The organism is Pseudomonas lactucae (assembly GCF_036688725.1).
GTDB classification, from domain to species: Bacteria; Pseudomonadota; Gammaproteobacteria; order Pseudomonadales; family Pseudomonadaceae; genus Aquipseudomonas; species Aquipseudomonas lactucae.
The window spans coordinates 28,659-47,494 of sequence record NZ_JAQQPT010000017.1 but is presented as its reverse complement, the minus strand read 5'-3'; the positions used below and the strand labels follow the sequence as shown (position 1 = coordinate 47,494).

Annotated in this window: 17 protein-coding genes and 1 pseudogene; 12 read left to right on the top strand and 6 right to left on the bottom strand. The window is 61.1% G+C overall.

What is annotated here, in order from left to right; genetic code table 11:
* Window positions 1-287 precede the first annotated feature (287 nt).
* The 5 genes from V6M90_RS19800 to xylB are packed head-to-tail and all read left to right on the top strand — an operon-like array spanning window position 288 to window position 6,256.
* The gene (locus V6M90_RS19800) at window positions 288-1,820 is read left to right on the top strand and encodes a sugar ABC transporter ATP-binding protein (protein ID WP_078824680.1); all 1,533 of its coding nucleotides are present in this window, start codon (window positions 288-290) and stop codon (window positions 1,818-1,820) included.
* Window positions 1,813-2,790: an ABC transporter permease subunit gene (locus tag V6M90_RS19795; RefSeq protein WP_141064697.1), complete on the top strand. Its 978-nt coding sequence runs from the start codon at window positions 1,813-1,815 to the stop codon at window positions 2,788-2,790. The genes V6M90_RS19800 and V6M90_RS19795 overlap by 8 nt, the downstream gene beginning before the upstream one ends.
* Before the next feature lie 34 nt (window positions 2,791-2,824).
* Window positions 2,825-3,757 carry an ABC transporter substrate-binding protein gene (locus tag V6M90_RS19790; RefSeq protein WP_332846997.1) on the top strand — a complete coding sequence of 311 codons (933 nt, stop codon included), beginning with the start codon at window positions 2,825-2,827 and terminating at the stop codon, window positions 3,755-3,757.
* Window positions 3,758-3,786: 29 nt separating this feature from the next.
* Window positions 3,787-4,779, top strand: a complete 993-nt coding sequence (locus tag V6M90_RS19785; RefSeq protein WP_003173989.1) for a LacI family DNA-binding transcriptional regulator — start codon at window positions 3,787-3,789, stop codon at window positions 4,777-4,779.
* A gap of 16 nt (window positions 4,780-4,795) precedes the next feature.
* Window positions 4,796-6,256 (top strand): xylulokinase, encoded by a 1,461-nt coding sequence (gene xylB / locus V6M90_RS19780; protein WP_332846996.1) that lies wholly within the window; start codon window positions 4,796-4,798, stop codon window positions 6,254-6,256.
* 83 nt (window positions 6,257-6,339) lie between these two features.
* Here xylB and V6M90_RS19775 read toward each other — a convergent pair whose 3' ends face one another.
* Complete coding sequence (locus V6M90_RS19775; protein WP_078824676.1) at window positions 6,340-6,783, bottom strand: Lrp/AsnC family transcriptional regulator; 444 nt, start codon at window positions 6,781-6,783, stop codon at window positions 6,340-6,342.
* A 109-nt stretch (window positions 6,784-6,892) separates the two neighbouring features.
* On the opposite strand from V6M90_RS19775, the gene V6M90_RS19770 reads away from it, so the two are divergent.
* The gene (locus tag V6M90_RS19770; RefSeq protein ID WP_305427156.1) at window positions 6,893-7,798 is read left to right on the top strand and encodes a DMT family transporter; all 906 of its coding nucleotides are present in this window, start codon (window positions 6,893-6,895) and stop codon (window positions 7,796-7,798) included.
* Here the strand turns inward: V6M90_RS19770 and V6M90_RS19765 are convergent.
* Window positions 7,776-9,755, bottom strand: a complete 1,980-nt coding sequence (locus tag V6M90_RS19765) for a peptidase U32 family protein (protein WP_332846995.1) — start codon at window positions 9,753-9,755, stop codon at window positions 7,776-7,778. The genes V6M90_RS19770 and V6M90_RS19765 overlap by 23 nt on opposite strands.
* Before the next feature lie 150 nt (window positions 9,756-9,905).
* Between V6M90_RS19765 and V6M90_RS19760 the strand changes: the two genes are divergently transcribed.
* Window positions 9,906-10,553: a hypothetical protein gene (locus V6M90_RS19760; protein ID WP_141064700.1), complete on the top strand. Its 648-nt coding sequence runs from the start codon at window positions 9,906-9,908 to the stop codon at window positions 10,551-10,553.
* A 59-nt stretch (window positions 10,554-10,612) separates the two neighbouring features.
* Complete coding sequence (locus V6M90_RS19755) at window positions 10,613-11,167, top strand: DUF6308 family protein (protein ID WP_332846994.1); 555 nt, start codon at window positions 10,613-10,615, stop codon at window positions 11,165-11,167.
* 16 nt (window positions 11,168-11,183) lie between these two features.
* On the opposite strand, the gene V6M90_RS19750 is transcribed toward V6M90_RS19755, so the two are convergent.
* A complete protein-coding gene (locus tag V6M90_RS19750; protein WP_003173981.1) occupies window positions 11,184-11,564 on the bottom strand; it encodes a RidA family protein in 381 nt (126 codons plus the stop codon).
* Window positions 11,565-11,635: 71 nt separating this feature from the next.
* Window positions 11,636-12,904 carry a beta-ketoacyl-ACP synthase II gene (gene fabF / locus V6M90_RS19745; protein ID WP_332846993.1) on the bottom strand — a complete coding sequence of 423 codons (1,269 nt, stop codon included), beginning with the start codon at window positions 12,902-12,904 and terminating at the stop codon, window positions 11,636-11,638.
* 108 nt (window positions 12,905-13,012) lie between these two features.
* On the opposite strand from fabF, the gene V6M90_RS19740 reads away from it, so the two are divergent.
* From V6M90_RS19740 to V6M90_RS30235, 3 genes and pseudogenes are all read left to right on the top strand, one after another.
* Window positions 13,013-13,513, top strand: coding sequence for a winged helix-turn-helix transcriptional regulator (locus V6M90_RS19740; protein ID WP_305427153.1), 501 nt, complete (start codon window positions 13,013-13,015; stop codon window positions 13,511-13,513).
* Between the two features lie 122 nt (window positions 13,514-13,635).
* A pseudogene (locus tag V6M90_RS30240) lies at window positions 13,636-14,403 on the top strand (PAS domain-containing protein); the annotation flags it as partial.
* A 3-nt stretch (window positions 14,404-14,406) separates the two neighbouring features.
* Window positions 14,407-14,991, top strand: coding sequence for a methyl-accepting chemotaxis protein (locus V6M90_RS30235; RefSeq protein WP_232291326.1), 585 nt, complete (start codon window positions 14,407-14,409; stop codon window positions 14,989-14,991).
* A gap of 48 nt (window positions 14,992-15,039) precedes the next feature.
* Here the strand turns inward: V6M90_RS30235 and V6M90_RS19730 are convergent, their stop codons facing one another.
* Both V6M90_RS19730 and V6M90_RS19725 read right to left on the bottom strand, forming a co-directional pair.
* Window positions 15,040-16,362: an OprD family porin gene (locus tag V6M90_RS19730; protein ID WP_003173976.1), complete on the bottom strand. Its 1,323-nt coding sequence runs from the start codon at window positions 16,360-16,362 to the stop codon at window positions 15,040-15,042.
* Window positions 16,363-16,702: 340 nt separating this feature from the next.
* Entirely contained in the window at window positions 16,703-17,572 is an 870-nt protein-coding gene (locus V6M90_RS19725; protein WP_003173975.1) for an isocitrate lyase/PEP mutase family protein, read from the bottom strand.
* Window positions 17,573-17,874: 302 nt separating this feature from the next.
* On the opposite strand from V6M90_RS19725, the gene V6M90_RS19720 reads away from it, so the two are divergent.
* Window positions 17,875-18,831, top strand: a complete 957-nt coding sequence (locus V6M90_RS19720) for an ABC transporter substrate-binding protein (RefSeq protein WP_332846992.1) — start codon at window positions 17,875-17,877, stop codon at window positions 18,829-18,831.
* Window positions 18,832-18,836: the final 5 nt, after the last annotated feature.

The window sequence follows — 18,836 nt, the reverse complement described above, 5'->3', positions numbered from 1 at the left end:
AGAGCATGCTCACAGAAAATCGCGGAAGGCGATGAGGAGGAGATGAGTGCTGTGACAATAGCAGAACCGTGCACAACTGACCTGTGGCAGGGGAACGAGCGCCCTTGCAACGAAAATGTTAGAAATGTGGAAATTGCGGTTTATGTGCCTGGTGAAACGTTTCTTCTAGCGACAAACGGACAACGCAAGCGCTTGCGTAAGCAAATGTATCTGGCTAGAGTCGGTGGCAATCGGCTCTGATCCAAAGAGGGCTGAACAACAAAAATAATAAATCCAGGAGCTCATCCATGAGCCTTGAACCCTTGCTCGAGATGCAGGGCATCAGCAAAACCTTCAACGGGTTGCGCGTGCTCAAAAGTGTCGGCCTGAAGGTCTATCCCGGCGAAATCCACGCCTTGATGGGAGAGAACGGCGCCGGCAAATCGACGCTGATGAAAATTCTCTCCGGCGCCTACCAGGCCGACCCCGGTGGCGAAATCCGCATTGGCGGTCAGCCCATCGCCACCTACAACCCCGCAACCGCCAAAGCCCTCGGCATCGCTGTGATTTATCAGGAATTGAGCCTGTGCCCGAACCTGAGCGTGGCCGAGAACATCTACCTGGGCCGTGAACTGCGGCGTGGCTGGACCATCGACCGCAAGGGCATGCGGGACGGCTGCAAGGAAGTGCTGCAGCGCCTGGGCGCCGAATTCACCGCGGCAACCCAGGTCAGCAGCCTGTCGATTGCCGAGCGCCAGTTGGTGGAAATCGCCCGCGCCCTGCATGCCCACGCCAGGATCCTGGTGATGGACGAACCCACCACGCCGCTGTCGTCCCGCGAGACCGACCGCCTGTTCGCGCTGATCAAACAGCTGCGCAGCCAGGGCCTGGCGATCATCTATATCAGTCACCGCATGGCGGAGATCTACGAGTTGTCCGACCGGGTATCGGTGCTGCGTGACGGCCAATACATCGGCGAGCTGACCCGCGACGCGTTGTCGGCCGAGGTGCTGGTCAAGATGATGGTGGGCCGCGACCTGTCAGGCTTCTACAAGAAGGAACACGCCGCCTACGACCCCGGCGCGGTGGTGATGCGTGTGCGCGACATGGCCGATGGCAAGCGGGTGCGCAATTGCAGCTTCGACCTGCACGCCGGTGAAGTGCTGGGCATCGCCGGCCTGGTGGGGGCAGGGCGCACGGAACTGGCGCGTTTGATCTTCGCCGCCGACCCGCGCACCAGCGGCACCCTGGAAGTGGTGGGCAAGACCGTCACCCAACTGCGTAACCCCGCGGATGCGATACGCGCAGGCGTGGTGTACCTCACCGAAGACCGCAAGGCCCAGGGCCTGTTCCTGGACATGAGCGTGGCCGACAACATCAACGTCTGCGCCTGTGTGCCGGACGCCCGTGCCGGTGGTGTGCTCGACCGTGGCCACGCGGCGCAACGCGCGAATGACGCGATCAAGTCGCTGTCGATCCGCGTGGCGTCGGGCAAGGTCAATGTGGGCGCGTTGTCCGGCGGCAACCAGCAGAAGGTGTTGCTGGCGCGGCTGCTGGAGGTCAAGCCGCATGTGCTGATTCTCGACGAACCCACGCGGGGCGTGGACATCGGCTCCAAGTCCGAGATCTACCGCATCATCAATCAACTGGCCCAGGCCGGTGTCGGCATCGTGGTGATCTCCAGCGAGCTGCCGGAGATCATCGGCACCTGCGACCGGGTGCTGATCATGCGCGAAGGCCAGTTGGTGGCCGAAGTCGGCGGGGCCTCGGGCCACGCTATTTCCCAGGAACGTATTATTGACCTCGCCACCGGTGGCGATCAGGTGGTTGCCAATGGCTGATTCGATGATTGCACCAATAGGCAAGGCAGAGCGCGCACGTGAACTGATGCGCACGGTGGGCATGTTGCCGGTGCTGGTATTGCTGCTGGTGGGCTTTGCCCTGGCCAGCGAAAACTTCCTGACCATGCAGAACCTGTCGATCATTACCCAGCAGGCCTCGGTCAACGTGGTGCTGGCGGCGGGCATGACCTTTGTGATCCTCACGGCGGGCATCGACCTGTCGGTGGGGGCGATTCTGGCGGCGTCGGCGGTCGTGGCGTTGCAGGCCTCTATGTCGCCGCAATTCGGTATGTTCGGGATCGCCGCCGGGATTGGCTTTGGCCTGTTGCTGGGCTTGGTCAACGGCGGGTTGATCGCCTTTATGCGGCTGCCGCCGTTTATCGTCACCCTCGGCGCCCTTACCGCCATGCGTGGCTTGGCGCGCCTGTTGGCGGACGACAAGACGGTGTTCAACCCCGATCTGCCGTTTGCCTTTATCGGCAATGACTCGATCCTCGGCGTGCCATGGTTGGTGGTGATCGCCGTGGCGGTGGTGGCGCTGTCATGGTTCATCCTGCGGCGCACGGTGATGGGCGTGCAGATCTATTCGGTGGGCGGCAACCCGGAAGCGGCGCGACTGTCGGGCATCAAGGTGTGGAAAGTGCTGCTGTTCGTCTACGCCATGTCCGGTGCTTTGGCCGGGCTCGGCGCGGTAATGAGCGCCTCGCGCCTGTTCGCCGCCAATGGCCTGCAACTGGGGCAATCCTATGAGCTGGACGCGATTGCCGCGGTGATCCTCGGCGGCACCAGTTTTACCGGCGGCGTCGGCACCATCGGTGGCACGCTGATCGGCGCACTGATTATCGCGGTACTCACCAATGGCCTGGTGCTGCTGGGGGTGTCGGATATCTGGCAATACATCATCAAGGGCATCGTGATCATTGGCGCGGTGGCGCTGGATCGTTATCGCCAGTCCGGTGCGCGCACCTGATCTCACTCATACAACAATCACAAGAGAGACCCGCATGAACTTCAAACGCATATTCCCCGTCATTGCTCTGGCTGCGCTCATGTCCCAAGCCGTCGAAGCGCGTGAACTCAAGGCCCTCGGCATCAGCATGGGTTCCCTGGGTAACCCGTACTTTGTGACCCTGGCCGACGGCGCGACCGCACGCGCCAAAGAGCTGAACCCCAACGTCAAAGTCACTTCAGTGTCGGCCGACTATGACCTGAGCAAGCAGTTCTCGCAGATCGACAATTTCATCTCGTCCAAGGTCGACCTGATCCTGATCAACGCCGTCGACCCGTCCGCCATGGCCTCGGCGATCAAGAAAGCCCGTAACGCCGGCATCGTGGTCGTGGCGGTGGACGTGGACGCCAAGGGCGTGAATGCCACGGTGCAGACCGACAACGTCGAAGCCGGCAAGCTCGCCTGCCAATTCCTGGTGGACAAACTCTCGGGCAAAGGCAATGTGATTATCCAGAACGGCCCGCAGGTGACCGCTGTGACCGACCGGGTCAAAGGCTGCAAAGCCGCACTGGCGGGAGCACCGGATATCAAGGTGCTGTCCGACGACCAGGACGGCAAGGGCTCGCGTGAAGGCGGCTTGAACGTGATGCAGGGTTACCTCACGCGCTTCCCGAAAATCGACGGCCTGTTTGCGATCAACGATCCGCAAGCCATCGGCAGCGACCTGGCGGCCAAGCAGCTCAAGCGCAGCGGCATCATCATTACCTCGGTGGATGGCGCGCCGGATATCGAAAACGCGCTGAAGACCGACACGCTGATCCAGGCCTCCGCCAGCCAGGATCCATGGGCCATGGCCCAGACCGCCGTGAACGTGGGCAATGACCTGCTCAATGACAAAGCCCCGGCCGACGCGGTGACCCTGCTTACACCGAAACTGATCACCCGCGACAACGTCGGCACGTACAGCGGCTGGTCGAGCAAGCATTGATCCAGCGGCATTGATGGAGGAACAGCGCCATGGTCACCATGGACGATGTGGCAAGCCGGGCGGGGGTGTCGACGTCGACCGTGTCCCATGTGCTCAACGGCACCCGCAAAGTCAGCCCGGCCACGGTGCTGGCGGTGCAGCAGGCGATCCAGGCGTTGGGGTATATCCCCAATACCCTGGCGCGCTCGCTGGCCCGTTCCAGCACCAGCACCATTGGCGTGGCGATCTCGGCGTTGTCCAACCACTATTTCAGCGAAACCGTGCACGCGATTGAAACCGAGTGCGCCAAACACGGTTACATGATGTTGTTCGTCGACACCCATGACGACCCGGAGCAGGAGCTGCGGGTGGTCACGGCGCTGCATCATCGGCGGGTCGACGGCATTGTGTTGGCGCCGTCGAACGGCTCATTGGCCCTGGAATACCTGCGGGCCAACGAGATTCCGGCGGTGTTGGTGGACCGGATGATGAGCGAGCGGTTCGATCAGGTCGGGGTGGAGAATAGCCAGCCCACCCAGGCCCTGATCGAGCACCTGATCGCCCATGGGCACCGGCGCATCGGCTTTATCGCCGGGCGCAGCGGGTTCAGCACGACGGATGAGCGGGTGGCCGGTTATCGCGCGGCGTTGCAGGCGCAGGGGCTGGCGTTCGACGCGCAGTTGCTGGTCAACGGCGGCTCCAATACCGAACCGGCACGCCAGGCCACGGTGCAGCTGTTGGGCCTGGCGTCGCCGCCCACCGCGATCATGGCCGGTAATAACCTGATGACCCTCGGCGCGATGCATGCCCTGCGGGACGCGCATATCGAGGTGCCGGGGCAGATGGCCCTGGTGGGGTTTGATGATTTTGAATGGGCCGACTTCTTCGTGCCGCGCCTGAGCCTGATCGCACAGCCGGTCAAGGCGCTGGGCGCCCGCGCGGTCGACCTGTTGCTGCAACGCATGGCCGCGCCCGACGCGCCGCCGCAGAGTGTGCGCCTGGCACCGACTCTGCAATTGCGTAACTCCTGTGGCTGTTCTTGATTGGAATAACACGTATATGAGCAGTCCTGTTTCCCTTGGCATTGACCTGGGTACTTCCGAACTCAAAGCCATTCTCATGGGCCTGGACGGAACGGTGCTGGCCCACACCGGCGTACGCTTGAACGTGTCGCGACGCCACAGCGGCTGGTCCGAGCAGGCCCCTGAAGATTGGTGGCAGGCCTGTCTGCAAGCGCTTGACCTATTGCGCGCCCATGAAGCGTTTGCCCGCGTGGCGTGTATCGGCCTGTCCGGGCAAATGCACGGTGCGGTGTTGTTGGGCGCTGACGACCGCGTGTTGTACCCGGCGATCCTGTGGGACGACTCGCGCGCTGTCGCCGAGGCCGAACAACTGGGGCCGGGCTTTGCCCAGGTGACCGGCAGCCTGCCCATGGCCGGGCTCACCGCGCCCAAGTTGCGGTGGCTGCAACGCCACGAACCCGAGGTGTTCAAGGCCATCGATTGCGTGCTCTCACCCAAGGATTACCTGCGCCTGCGGCTGTGTGGCGAGCGCATCAGCGAGATGTCGGACGCCGCCGGCACGCTGTGGCTGGATGTGGCGCGGCGCGAGTGGTTCACGCCGATGCTGCGTGCTACGGGCCTTGAACCTGCGCAGATGCCCAGGCTGGTTGAGGGCGGTGCGGCGAGTGCCCGTGTGACCCTGACGGGCTTGGGGCTGCCCGCCGACGTGGTGATTGCCGGTGGCGGCGGCGACAACCCGGTGGCCGCCGTGGGGATCGGCGCGATCAACCCCGGGGACGGTTTCATCACCCTGGGCACCAGCGCGGCGATTGTCGCGATTACCGACCACGCCGCCGGCAACCCGGCCAGTGCGGTGCACAGCTTCTGCCACGCATTGCCCGAGCGCTGGTACACCATGGGCGCCATGCTCGCCGGCGCCAGTTGCCTGCGCTGGGTCACGCGACTCACGGGCATGGCCGATGAACAGACGCTGCTGGAGCAGGTGCAGGCGCAGTTGCCGATCGGGCAACCGGTGCCGCTGGGCACACCGTTGTTTCTGCCCTACCTGGCCGGTGAGCGCACGCCGCATAACGATCCGTTGTTGCGGGGTGGTTTTATGCACCTGGGCCATGACTGCACCCCGGCGATGCTGGGGTATGCGGTGATGGAAGGGGTGGGCTTCGGTTTGCTGGATGCGCTGCGCGCGGTGCAATCGGCCGGCGCCGACGTGACGTCCTGCGCCCTGGTGGGCGGCGGCGCGCGCAGTGAGTATTGGGCGCAGTTGCTGGCCAATATCCTGCAGCGGGAGATCTTTACCTTGCACGGCAGTGAGTTGAGCGCCTGCATCGGTGCGGCGAAGCTGGGGTTTATGGCGATCGGGGAGGGTGCGGGTTTGCTGGCGGCGGGGATGCCGGTCAAGGCGCGGTATCAGCCTGACCGCACGCAGAAGCCGGTGTTGGAGGCGCGCTATCGCAAGTTCCAGGGGTTGCTGACCGCCGCAAAGGCCCTTCATGACTAACCTCTGTGGTGAGCGGGCTTGCCCCGCTCACCACAGTAGGCCTGCTCATCACAGCAAGTCCGTTTGCCACGGTTTGTTGTCGTTCAGCCGCTGGTCAACGGTGGCAAACGCCGCTTCACCGGGGTTTTCTTGACGATCGCCGTATTGGTCTCGGCATAGCCGTTGAGCCGGTCGAGCAGGCTGTCGAGGTGGTCCATGGTGCGTACATGCAGGCGCGCGATGAAGCAGTCGTCGCCTGTCACTTTGTCGCACTCGGTGAACTCGGGAATTGCCTGGATCTGGCGCTCCACTTCCTGCAATTGGCCTGGCAGGGGGCGGATGCGCACGATGGCTTGCAACAGGTAACCGAAATGTTTGGGGTCGATGTCGACGGTGTAATGGGTCAGTACGCCGCGCTCTTCCAGGCGGCGCAGGCGTTCGCCAACGCTGGGCGAGGACAGCCCCGTAATGCCCGCCAGCGCCTTGAGGGACAAACGTGAGTCGTCCATCAAGGCGGCGATCAGTTGCTGGTCGATGGTGTCGATCATGGTTTACGCCTAATAAGAAAAGGTGATTATGTGACTTTGCCTTTTTTAGTCACTGGAGCCGCTGCCGAGCAGATTGCCATAATTGAGCCTCACTTGAGGAGCATCAATCATGGACTCATCCATTCGTCGCGGTTCGTGGGAAATGATCGCCGCCATGCTGATCTCGGGCACCATCGGCTGGTTTGTGCTGGTGTCGGGCGTGTCGGTGATCGAAGTGGTGTTCTGGCGCTGCGTGATCGGCGGCCTCACGCTGCTGCTGGTGTGTGCGGTGCTGGGTTATCTGCGCCTGGACCTGCTCAGTTGGGCCAAACTCGGACTGGCGATGCTCAGTGGTGTCGCCATCGTCGGTAACTGGCTGTTGTTGTTTGAATCCTACTCTCGCGCGTCCATCGCCATCAGTACGGCGGTGTACAACGTGCAGCCGTTCATCTTGGTGATGCTGGCGGCGCTGTTCCTGGGTGAAAAGATCACCGTGCAAAAGCTGGCGTGGCTGAGCGTGGCGTTTCTCGGGATGCTGGCGATCGTCACTGCCCATGGCGAGCAACAGAGCGGGGGCGGGGATTACCTGACGGGGATTGCACTGGCCCTGGGCGCGGCGTTTCTCTATGCGGTGGCGGCACTGATCATCAAGCGCTTGAAGCAAGTGCCGCCGCACTTGATGGCGCTGATCCAGGTCATCACCGGCGCGTTGCTGCTGGCGCCGCTGGTGCCCTGGAACAGCCTGCCGGCGGCGAGCAATGCCTGGGCGGCATTGGTCACGCTGGGGATGGTGCATACCGGCTTGATGTATGTGCTGCTGTACGGCGCGATCCAGAAACTGCCCACGGCAATCACCGGCGCGCTGTCGTTCATCTACCCGATTGCCGCGATTTTCGTGGACTGGATTGCCTTCGGCCATCGCCTGGGCTGGCTGCAATGGCTGGGGGTGGCGGCGATTCTGCTGGCGGCGGCGGGGTTGCAGCGGGGCTGGTGGTTGCCCCGCGCTCGCCGGGTCAGTGCGTGCCCTGAAAGATGATGTTTTGCGGGTTGAAATGCTCCACGGCACTGCCCGGTTGCGGCAACCCAAGGATATGCCCCTTGATCTTGCCCACCACGTGCATCTCGCACGGCTTGCAGTCGAACTTCAGCGTCAATACTTCATCGCCATGGATCAACTGCATCGGCGCCACCTTGGTCTTCACCCCGGTCACCCCCTTGGCCTGTTTAGGGCACAGGTTGAACGAGAAACGCAGGCAGTGCTTGGTGATCATCACCGGCACTTCGCCGGTTTCTTCATGGGCTTCGAACGCGGCGTCGATCAGCTTGACGCCGTGACGGTGGTAGAAGTCGCGGGCCTTCTGGTTGTAGACGTTGGCCAGAAACGACAGATGCGCGTCCGGGTACACCGGCGGCGGCGTGGTCTCGGCCTTGCGTCCTCCGCGTGGATGCGCGGCAACACGGGCGGCGGTCAGCGCTTCGATCACTTCACGGCGCAGTGCCTTGAGCTGCGAGTTGGGAATGAAGAACGCCTGTGGCGCATCCAGCTCGATGCGAGTGGCGTGGTACTCGGTGGTGCCGAGTTGGCCAAGCAGGTCACGCAACGTATCCAGTGCCTGTTCCGGCTTGTTGGCCACGCCGAACGGGCCGGGCAGGGCCACGCCGGCGCTGATGCCTTCTTCGCTGGTCGCGGTGATTTGCAACTGGTCTTCGCGCAGGCGCGCCACCCACGACAGGCCGATACGCCGCTCGGCGGAGGTCTTGAGCAGCGCCTGTTGCCAGTTGTGGTCCAGGTTGCGATTGAGCGGGTGATGCGCACGCAATTGATGCAGGCCGGCGGGCATTTCGTTCGGCTCGACGCGGTAGCGGTAACGCTTCTGGCCGTCTTCTTCGAATTCACCCTTGGGTTCGGCGATGTTGGCGCGGAAACCCACCACCTCACGCTTGATCAGCACATTGAGGCCGTCGCCGTTGGACAGCGGCTCATGGGTGACCACTTGCAGGTCACGCTTGCCGGCTTTTTCCACGGTGCCCACCGGCAGGCCGGTAAAGGTCGGGGTGTCGAACGCGCCGATGTCGATCTTGCGATCACTGACAAAGTAGTCGGTGCTGCCACGGTGGAAGGTTTTTTCCGGGTCGGGCAGGAAGAAGTGCGCGGTACGGCCGCTGGAAGCACGGGCCAGGTCCGGGCGGTCTTCGAGGATCTCGTCGAGACGCTGGCGGTAATAGGCGGTGATGTTCTTCACGTAGCCCATGTCCTTGTAGCGGCCTTCGATCTTGAACGAACGCACACCGGCTTCCACCAAGGCACGCAGGTTGGCGCTCTGGTTGTTGTCTTTCATCGACAGCAGGTGTTTTTCGAAGGCCACGACGCGGCCCTGGTCATCCTTCAAGGTGTACGGCAGGCGGCAGGCCTGGGAGCAGTCGCCACGGTTGGCGCTGCGGCCATTTTGCGCGTGGGAGATGTTGCACTGCCCGGAGAACGCCACGCACAGAGCGCCGTGGATAAAGAACTCGATGGCGGCATCGGTTTCGTCGGCGATGGCGCGGATCTCTTGCAGGTTCAGCTCACGGGCCAACACCAATTGCGAGAAACCGGCCTGGTCGAGGAACTTGGCGCGGCCCAGGGTACGAATGTCGGTCTGGGTGCTGGCGTGCAGCTCGATGGGCGGAATATCCAGCTCCATCACGCCCAGGTCTTGCACGATCAACGCGTCGACACCGGCGTCGTAAAGCTGATGGATCAGCTTGCGCGCGGGCTCCAGTTCGTTGTCGTGCAGGATGGTATTGATCGTAGTGAACACGCGCACATGGTAACGGCGGGCAAATTCGACCAGTTGAGCGATATCGCTCACCTCATTACAGGCGTTATGGCGTGCGCCGAAGCTCGGGCCGCCGATGTAGATGGCGTCGGCGCCATGCAGGATGGCCTCCCGCGCAATGGCAACATCGCGGGCAGGGCTGAGCAATTCCAGGTGATGCTTGGGCAAGGACATAGTTTTTTTAGTCAGGCTTGTCACGGGTGAGGCGCGCATTGTAGCTGTGAAATGCGTGGCGGGCATCTATTGCCGGGCTAAACCACTTTCATTGAAGGAGTGATGGCCATATGATGTCGCACTATTAAAAACACACCATTAGGAACACGGATGTTACGGCTGCTCAAAAAATACCTCGAACTGGCTGATCAGCCGGTTCTCAAATCATTTATTTTCACCCTTATCTCGTTTTTGTTATGCATTCTTCCAGTTTTATTCATTATCGCTGGTGAAATGATCTTGTTCGCAATCCAGTGCTTATTGGCGCGTCTACCAAGCTTTGATTTTGGTGTGATCCAATGGGTGCTGAGAGCGATTGCATGGGTCATCGAAAACATAACGTTATTGGCGGTGCCTGGGTTGATCGCGGCGCTTGGGGCGCTGTATCTCTCCTATTTCACTCGCCGTGCATCGATCCGGTTGATGATTGCTACTTATATATTCAAACGTGCAACCGAACCACTGTTGGCTTTTCACTTCGCCGCGCTGATGGTGAAGTGGCTCATCAGTTTTGAAGCCCTGTATGCACTGGACAGTTTGCTGAATAAATTGGGCGTGCAGTTCACCGTCGGAAGCGGCCAGATGGTCACCGTCACCCTCGTGATGTGGTTCCTGCTGACTCTCGGTCTTCACTTGCAACTCAAGATCATTCGCAATGAAAAAGCCAAGGCAGGTCAGCCGGATATCCTGGAGAGCATTCGCTTGCTGTTATTGGATCGAATAAACGATGCGTTGCCTGATAAAAAAAGCCGGTCATGAACAAGCCGATGCCTACTTGTGAATGCTGTTCAAACTTCACTGCAAAGAGAGCCTTTCAAATGAAGGATATCTTTGATCTGGAGACAACACTGCGGATAGACCCTGATAACGCCTATATTCGCGCCTATCCGCACATGCTTTCTTCGCTGGCCGGCCAGACCTCGTTTACCGAGCGCGACTTCATCTGCGCGGCTCATATGGTGTATGGCTGGATGCCGACTATCTTGGAGATTCATGCGACTAAGATGGTGAGCGTCGCCATGGGCGCACAGATATTGACTGAGGCCAAGCAGAACGGTGCATTGAGTCATGCCCAATTGATTAACTTGGCTCAGTTGGTGAATCACTCTGTGGTCGGGGCCTCCAAATTGCTTCATTTCGTCAATCCAGATGCATTTCCCATTTGGGACTCGCGGATCTATGCGTTCGTCCATGGGGTCAAGGCTCATCAATACCGAGTCAACAATGCCGCAGCTTATGAACATTACATAGCGTTGCTTCGCGACCTCCAAAAGGATAAGCGTCTTGCGACGTTGCGCGCATCGATCGACAAAAAAATGGGATATCCGGTCAGTGCGTTACGGGCATTGGAGGTCGTGATGTTTCTCAGCTGATACGCGTTGTTTGCTTTCAGGCCTTGGCCGCCATCGCCGTAACCTCCACACGCATGCCTTCCACCGCCAGCGCAGCGACGCCAACCGCCGCGCGTACGGGCCAGGGCTTGGCAAAGAAGCGTTTGTAGACCTCGTTGAAGGCGGCGCGATCGGCCATATCGGTCAGATAAATGGTCAGGTGCATGACGCGGTCCATGGCGCTGCCGGCTTTTTCCAGGGCCACTTTCAGCGCTTGCAGGGTGCATTCGCTTTGCACGGTGATATCGCCCAGCTCCAGGCTGCCGTCGGCGCGGGTCGGGATCTGGGTGGAGACCAGGATGCCGTTGAAGCCGATCACGTCCGAGGAAATCGAATCAGCATCGGGATCGGGGGTGTAGGACAGGTCGTGGTTGGCCATGGGCGCCTCTCATTGGCAGAAACAGAAAGGCGCCATGGTCCCTGAAATCAACCGCAGGGGCAAACCGCCGCTTATGCCCAGCGGCGGAACAGCACGCTGGCGTTTACGCCGCCAAAACCGAAGCCATTGGACAGCGCGTATTCAATCGCCATAGAGCGCGCCGTGCCGTGCAGCAGATCGAGGCCCTCGGCGAGGGCGTCTGGGTTTTCCAGGTTGAGGGTTACCGGCGCGACCTGATCGCGCAAGGCGAGCACGGTGAAAATCGCCTCGATCCCGCCGGCAGCCCCCAAGAGGTGACCGGTCGCGGATTTGGTCGAGCTGATCGCCGGGCTGCCCGTGGTACCGAACACCGTGCGGATCGCGGCCAATTCGCCCTTGTCACCCACTGGCGTCGAGGTGGCGTGGGCGTTCAGGTACTGCACTTGGGACGCGTCGATACCCGCCTGGCGCAGCGCTTGCGTCATCGCCCGACGTGCGCCGTCGCCGTCTTCGGGCCCTGCCGTCATGTGATAGGCGTCGGCACTGGTGCCGTAGCCGACCAGCTCGGCGATAGGCTGCGCACCCCGTGCGAGGGCGTGCTCCAGTTCCTCGATGACCAGGATGCCAGCACCTTCACCCATGACAAACCCGTCACGCGCCTGGTCGAACGGCCGCGAGGCGCGTTCGGGCGTGTCGTTGCAGTCAACGGACAAGGCCCGCGCCGCGGCAAAGCCGGCGAGGCTGACCCGATGAATCGCTGCCTCCGCGCCGCCGCACACGGCCACGTCGACGTCGCCGGCGCGGATCATGCGCGCAGCGTCGCCGATCGCTTGCACGCCCGCTGCGCATGCGGTGACCGGTGCGCCCAGCGGGCCTTTCAAGCCGTAATTGATCGAGACATGCCCGGCCGCCATGTTGCTCAGGAAGGACGGAATGGTGAACGGCGAAAGGCGCCGCGGGCCCTTGCTGTCGGTCGTGCGGACCGCCTCGGCGATCGCCGGAAAGCCGCCCACGCCGGAAGCAATGATGGTCGCGGTGCGTTCCTGCTCTTCAGGCGTTTTGGGCGCCCAGCCGGCCTGTTTCAACGCTTCATCGGCCGCCGCAAGGGCAAACAGGATAAACCGGTCCATCTTGCGCTGCTCTTTGGCGGCCAGCAGGCGATCAGGATCAAACCCTGCTTCAGGGTCTTGCTCGAGGGTTTGCACCTGGCCACCGATGCTGACCGTCAGGTCGCCAATCAGTGTTTCCGGCAGGCGGCGAATGCCCGATTGCCCGTCCAGCAGGCGTTGCCAGGTTGGCTCCACGCCGTAGCCCAGCGGCGTCAGCGCGCCCATGCCCGTCACAACGATTCGTTTACTCATGATTCATCGACTCCGCTTGCATTGAGGGATACAGACTCAGTGGACGTCACTATCATCATGAAAGTAACATGGCGACCTACAACTTTGTACCCGCACACAGGAACCGCCATGCAGCGCACGTCTCTCACCCGCAACGAATGCCCCATCGCCCGTAGCCTCGATCAGGTCGGTGAATGGTGGAGCATCTTGATCATGCGCGACGCCGTGCAGGGCCTGCGTCGCTTCGATGAGTTTTCCCGTAGCCTGGGGATTGCGCCCAATATGTTGACGCGGCGCCTTAACGCGTTGGTGGAGGCCGGGATGCTGGAACGCCGGCCCTACAGTGAGCGCCCGCCGCGTTACGAATACGTGCCGACGGCCAAGGGCGAGGACTTCCGCATCGTGCTGATGTCACTGGTGGCGTGGGGTAACCGGCATTACGCCGAGGAGGGCGCGAGTGTGCAGGTGGTCGAGCGTGGCAGCGCACGTGTGCTGGAGCCGATGATGGTGGATGTCGTCGATGGCCGAGTGGTTCCTTGGGAAGCTTGTACCTTGCAGGCAGGGCCGGCAGCGAGCAGCGGCATGCGCGAGCGATTGACGTCGCTGGCGCAGCCGCGGAAATCGCCTTGAACAGCTACTTTCATAGCGCTTATTTGACGCCAGAAAATAAACATTAAAATTGCGTAAAGTCGCGTATTCCGCCGCCGATAGCCCGATTAGAGATGGGTTCTTCGCACGGCTGAGGGTACGTCATGTTCAACAAAACGCTCAAAACAGAACTGGCGGCCAGGACGGCCGAAGTTAGTGAATACAAAGGACTGATCGCTGCCCTTGAACGCTCCATGGCCGTGGTCGAATTCGACCTCAATGGCAAGGTGTTGCGTGCCAACGATAATTTTCTGAAAACCATGGGCTACAGCCGCGAACAGTTGGCCGGCAAATCCCACCGTGACTTCTGTTTGCCGGCGCTGACCAGCAGCCCGGCCTACGGTCAGTTCTGGAGTGAGCTCAAGTCCGGCAAGTTTGTGTCGGGTACGTTCAAGCGCGTGGACGCTCATGGCCGCACGGTGTGGCTGGAAGCCAGCTACAACCCGGTGCTGGATGAGCGAGGCCAGGTGTTGAAGGTGGTCAAGTACGCCCTCGACGTCACTGCCAAAGTCGAGCTGGAAGCCGCGACCCGCAGCAAGCTGACCGCGCTTGACCGGGCCATGGCGGTGATTGAATTCGATCTGAACGGCCAGGTACTGGATGCCAACGAAAACTTCCTGAACGTCATGGGCTATTCACTGGCCGAACTCAAAGGCAAACATCACCGCATGTTTTGCGAGCCGGCGCTGATCAACAGCAGTGAATATTCGGACTTCTGGCGCCGCTTGAACAACGGCGAATTCTTCACCGGGCAATTCAAGCGCATCGGCAAACACGGCCGTGTGGTATGGCTGGAAGCCAGTTATAACCCGGTCTACGACGGCGACGGCAAGCTGATCAAGATCGTCAAGTTCGCCAGCGACATCACTGAACGCGTGGAAAAATTCGAGGAAGACTCACGCGGCGCCTCGCGGGCCTACCATATTTCTTCCGAAACCGAGCGTTTCGCCGAGCACGGCACCCAGGTGATCCAGGAAACCGCCACGGAAATGCGCCGGATTGCCGAAAATATCGGCGCTTCGGCGCGTCTGGTTGGGCAGTTGGGTGACCGTTCCGAGCAAATCACCGCGATCGTCAACACCATTCGCGGCATCGCCGACCAGACCAACCTGTTGGCGCTCAACGCGGCCATCGAGGCGGCGCGGGCGGGTGACCAGGGGCGTGGTTTTGCGGTGGTGGCCGACGAAGTCCGGCAACTGGCCGGGCGCACCAGCCGTTCTACCGCGGAAATCGCCGAGATGATCGGCATGATCCTCTCGGAAACCCGCGATGCGGTGGCCAGCATGAGCGCCACCCAGGAGGGCGCGCAACGCGGTGTCAGCCTGGCGGACCAGGCGGGCTCGGTGATCCTGCAGATCCGCACCAGCACCAGCGATGCGGTGCAGGCGGTGAGCATGTTCGCGTCGAAACTGGATGAGTCGGAAGTGATTCCCAAGACTGCCGTCGGCTGGGTAGGCTGATGCCAATGGTCCGGCCAGCCGCAACGCTGGCCGGACCGCACGGCTGCCCTAGAGCAAGGTAAACGGATAGTCGACAATCAAGCGCAGTTCATTCAAATCCCCATCACGCTGATCGGCGTTCGACGCCACGATCGCATCGCGCACCCGCAACGACAGGTTCTTCGCCGGTCCACTCTGAATCACATACTTGGCTTCAACATCCGTCTCGTGCTGCGCGCCGTCCGCGCCGAAGTCACCGGCGTAGGCACTGTGCTGTGGCGTGTGGGTGCCATCGATGTCGGAGCCGTTGATATAGCGCGCCATGAAACTCAGCCCCGGCACGCCGTAACTGGCCATGTTCAGGTCATAACGTATCCCCCACGACTGCTCGCCCGGGCCATTGAAGTCCGACCATTGCACCGAGTTGGCCAGCAGGATCGAGTCGCCACCTTCGCCCGCGCCGTTATTACCGGTGCCGATGTAGTCAAAGGGCGTGTCGCCATGCACCTTCTGAAATGACAGCGTCAAGGTGTGCGCCTGCAGGAAAGTGTAGGCCGCCGCCAACGAATACGTGGTGTTGTTGATTGCACCGGCTTTGGCGCTACCGGTGTCGAGGGTGCGGTACAGGTTGCCGTCCAGGGCCAATGACTGGTCGTGGGGCAGGGCGATGACGTAATTGAGGTTGGTGTAGTACTGGCGCCAGATATCCTCAAGCTCGCCGGCGTACAACGTGGCGCTCAAGGACGGCGTGAAGCTGTATTTGCCGCCGACGAAGCTCGCGCTGTTGGCCGCGACATTGGCGTACGTGGCGTAGATATCGTGGTCGTGGCTGCTGGTCATGCCACTGTTGGTGCTGGTGAAATGCCCGGCTTCCAGATCCAGGCCGGTGATTTCGCTGCTGGTGAGGTCAAAACCGGTGGCCGTCTGCGGTAACAGGCGCGTACCACCGGTGGCGAATACAGGCGCGGTAGGTTGCATATCGCCAAATTTGAGCTGGGTCCTGGAGATTTTCACTTTCACTGCTGCGCCCACGGAGCCGTAGGCATTTTCGGGATCGCCGTGGCGGTCGGTGGGCAGGTTGCCGGTGCCGGCGTCGGCGTGCGTGGCATCGAGCTTCAACCCGCCATAGGCGTAGGCATCCACACCAAAACCGAGCGTGCCCTGGGTGAAGCCCGAGGCATAGTTGAGCATTGCGCCTTGGGTCCAGTCGCGGTTGTCGGCCCGGCCGCCTTCACGGTTGCGGTTCATGTAGAAGTTACGCAACAGCCCGGTCACGCTGCTGCCCTCGATAAAACCCTTGGACTCGGCCTGGTCCGTGACGGACTCGGCAAACGCCACAGGGCTGACACTGGCACACACGGCCAGCGCTAACAGACTCCACTGTTTAAGCATGTTCTGACTTCCCCGGAATAATGAACGCGCGCGTAAACATTGCGCTTTTTGGATGGCGCATAAACGCTGTAAGGGCAGGTGTGTTTTCAGCTAAGCGTTAACAGTTTTTGGTTGTCGGATGTGTTGTCGAGGCCGATTCTAAGCACAGTCTGCGCGGGCTGCAGCCCTGTAGCGGATTAAACTCGATTAATTAAACTTCACTCTTTTTAATCGGCGGGGAGGTGTAGCGTGAGGACTGTCTTAGCCGCTCTGCTTCGACAAAATCCTTTGGTTGCCGCCGCAGATAATGCGGCGGATTTTTTCGTGGGAAAGGGGAGAATCGTCCCTGCTTCGCGCTGTTTTATTCTTCCACGTCCATGAATTCCTTGGCCCACGCCACATAACTCTCCGGCAGCGTATAGGTATGGGTCAGCTCGGTAGCACTCAGGTTCGAGGTGCTGTGAGTCAACTGACGCTGGGCACGCAAGCTGTCATAGGTGGCCTTGATCGCCGCGAAGTAAGCGCCATGGCCTGCGACCACCACGCGTACGCCGAGGTCGGCCAAACGCTGGGCGTCATTGAGCTTGGGATTGCCGTAGGTCACCAGCATCAGCGGCACCGTAAGGTTTTCCGCGATTTTCTCCAGATGCTCGAAATCGCTGACGCCCACCATGCAGATCCCGTCGGCACCGGCTTTCTGGTAAGCCTGGGTGCGCTCGATAACGGCTTCGGTCGACAACACACCGGCGTTGGTTCGGGCAATGATCGACAGCTCGGGATCGACACGCGCTTCCAGGGCCGCGCGGACCTTGCCGATGCCTTCCTCGATGGAAATCAAGTCGGTGGATTTGCGCCCGAATTGCGCCGGCAGCAGCGTGTCTTCAATGGTCAGCGCAGCCACGCCGGCGCGCTCAAGTTCTTCGACCGTGCGCATCACGTTGAGGGCATTGCCGTAGCCGTGGTCGGCGTCGGCGATAAAAGGCAACTGCGCTACCCGGCCGATGCGAGTGGCCTGTTCAACGAACTCACTCAGCGTGATCAATGCAAAATCGGGCGCCGCAAGCACCTGCAACGAGGCGACCGAGCCACCCAGGATGCCCACCTCGAAACCCAGGTCGGCGGCGATACGCGCCGACATCGGATCAAATACGGAGGCGGTTTCAACGCACGCAGGCGTTGCAAGCAGTTCACGGAAGTTGCGGCGCAACGCTGAGTGAGATTTTTTTGGCATGTTCTTTCCTGGCTCTGGTCATCGTCATGTGACGATCTTTGTCTATTCGTGGTGGCGCGAGATTACCATGCAGGCGAACCGGGGATTATGACGTTTGAGCATGGGGCATACGGATGACACATGGACCCCACTGCGATAAAAATACGTAAAAGACATTATTATAGAATTACGTTATGCGTTATCAGTATTTTACATGCCCGGTACCTGGCTTCATCGTACGCCGCTGACTATCCCTTTGAGTATTGGCGAGACCGCACGCGCGGATCGACTTGAAATGCCTGACAAGGCATCTGGAGACGAGCGTGCGTTACCTCACAACACTGGCAGCCGGGTTGGCCGCTGTACTGCTTTGCCTGGGCGCGAATGCGCAAACCCTGGTGGTCGGCGATCAAAGCTACAACGCCCAGGCGGTGATGGACGTCGCGGGCGTGCTGGACGACCTGCCGTATACCCTTGAATGGAAGCAATTCACCGCAGGCTCGCCGGTTGCCGAAGCGCTCAACGTCGGCAGCCTCGACATTGGTTTGCTGGGGGATGCGCCGGTGCTGTTCCTGGGCGCATTGGGCGCACCGATCAAGGTGATCGCCGTCAGCCGGCAAAACCTTGACGGCGTGGCCATCCTGGTCAAAAAGGATTCCCCCATCCACAGCCTTGCGGACCTCGCAGGCAAGCGCGCCGCCATCTGGAAAGGCTCCTGGAGCCAGCAATTGTTGCTCACCGCGCTGGATAAAGCGGGCGTGCCCCGCGACTCGCTGGAGCTGCGCTATCTCAGCGCATTGGATGCTTCCCATGCGCTCGAAGGTGGCTCGGTGGACGTGATTGCTACGTGGGAGCCTTACGTCACACAACAGGAACGCCAAGGCGCACGGGTGCTCGCGACGGCTGAAGGGTTGATTCCGGCCCAGAGTTTCATAGCGGCCAATGCCAAGGCCGTCGAGACCAAACGCGCGCCCATCAGTGATTTCCTCCAGCGCCTGAAGAAAGCCCGCGACTGGGCGCGTCAGAATCCCGCCAACACTGACGCGTATGCAGATGCCTGGGCCAAACGCACAAGGGCGGATGCGGACATCGCCCGAGTCTGGTTTGCCCGCGCCCGCACCACGGTCGAGCCGCTGACGGCCCAGTCGCCGGTAGAGGCGCAGAAAACCGTGGACTTTTTTGCAGGCGAAGGGCTGGTCAAGGCTTACGCGGCGACCCGCTTATTCGACGATTCATTCGCCGCATCCTTGCAACCCGCCGTCGCCAAGACCCAGCCCTGAAGGCA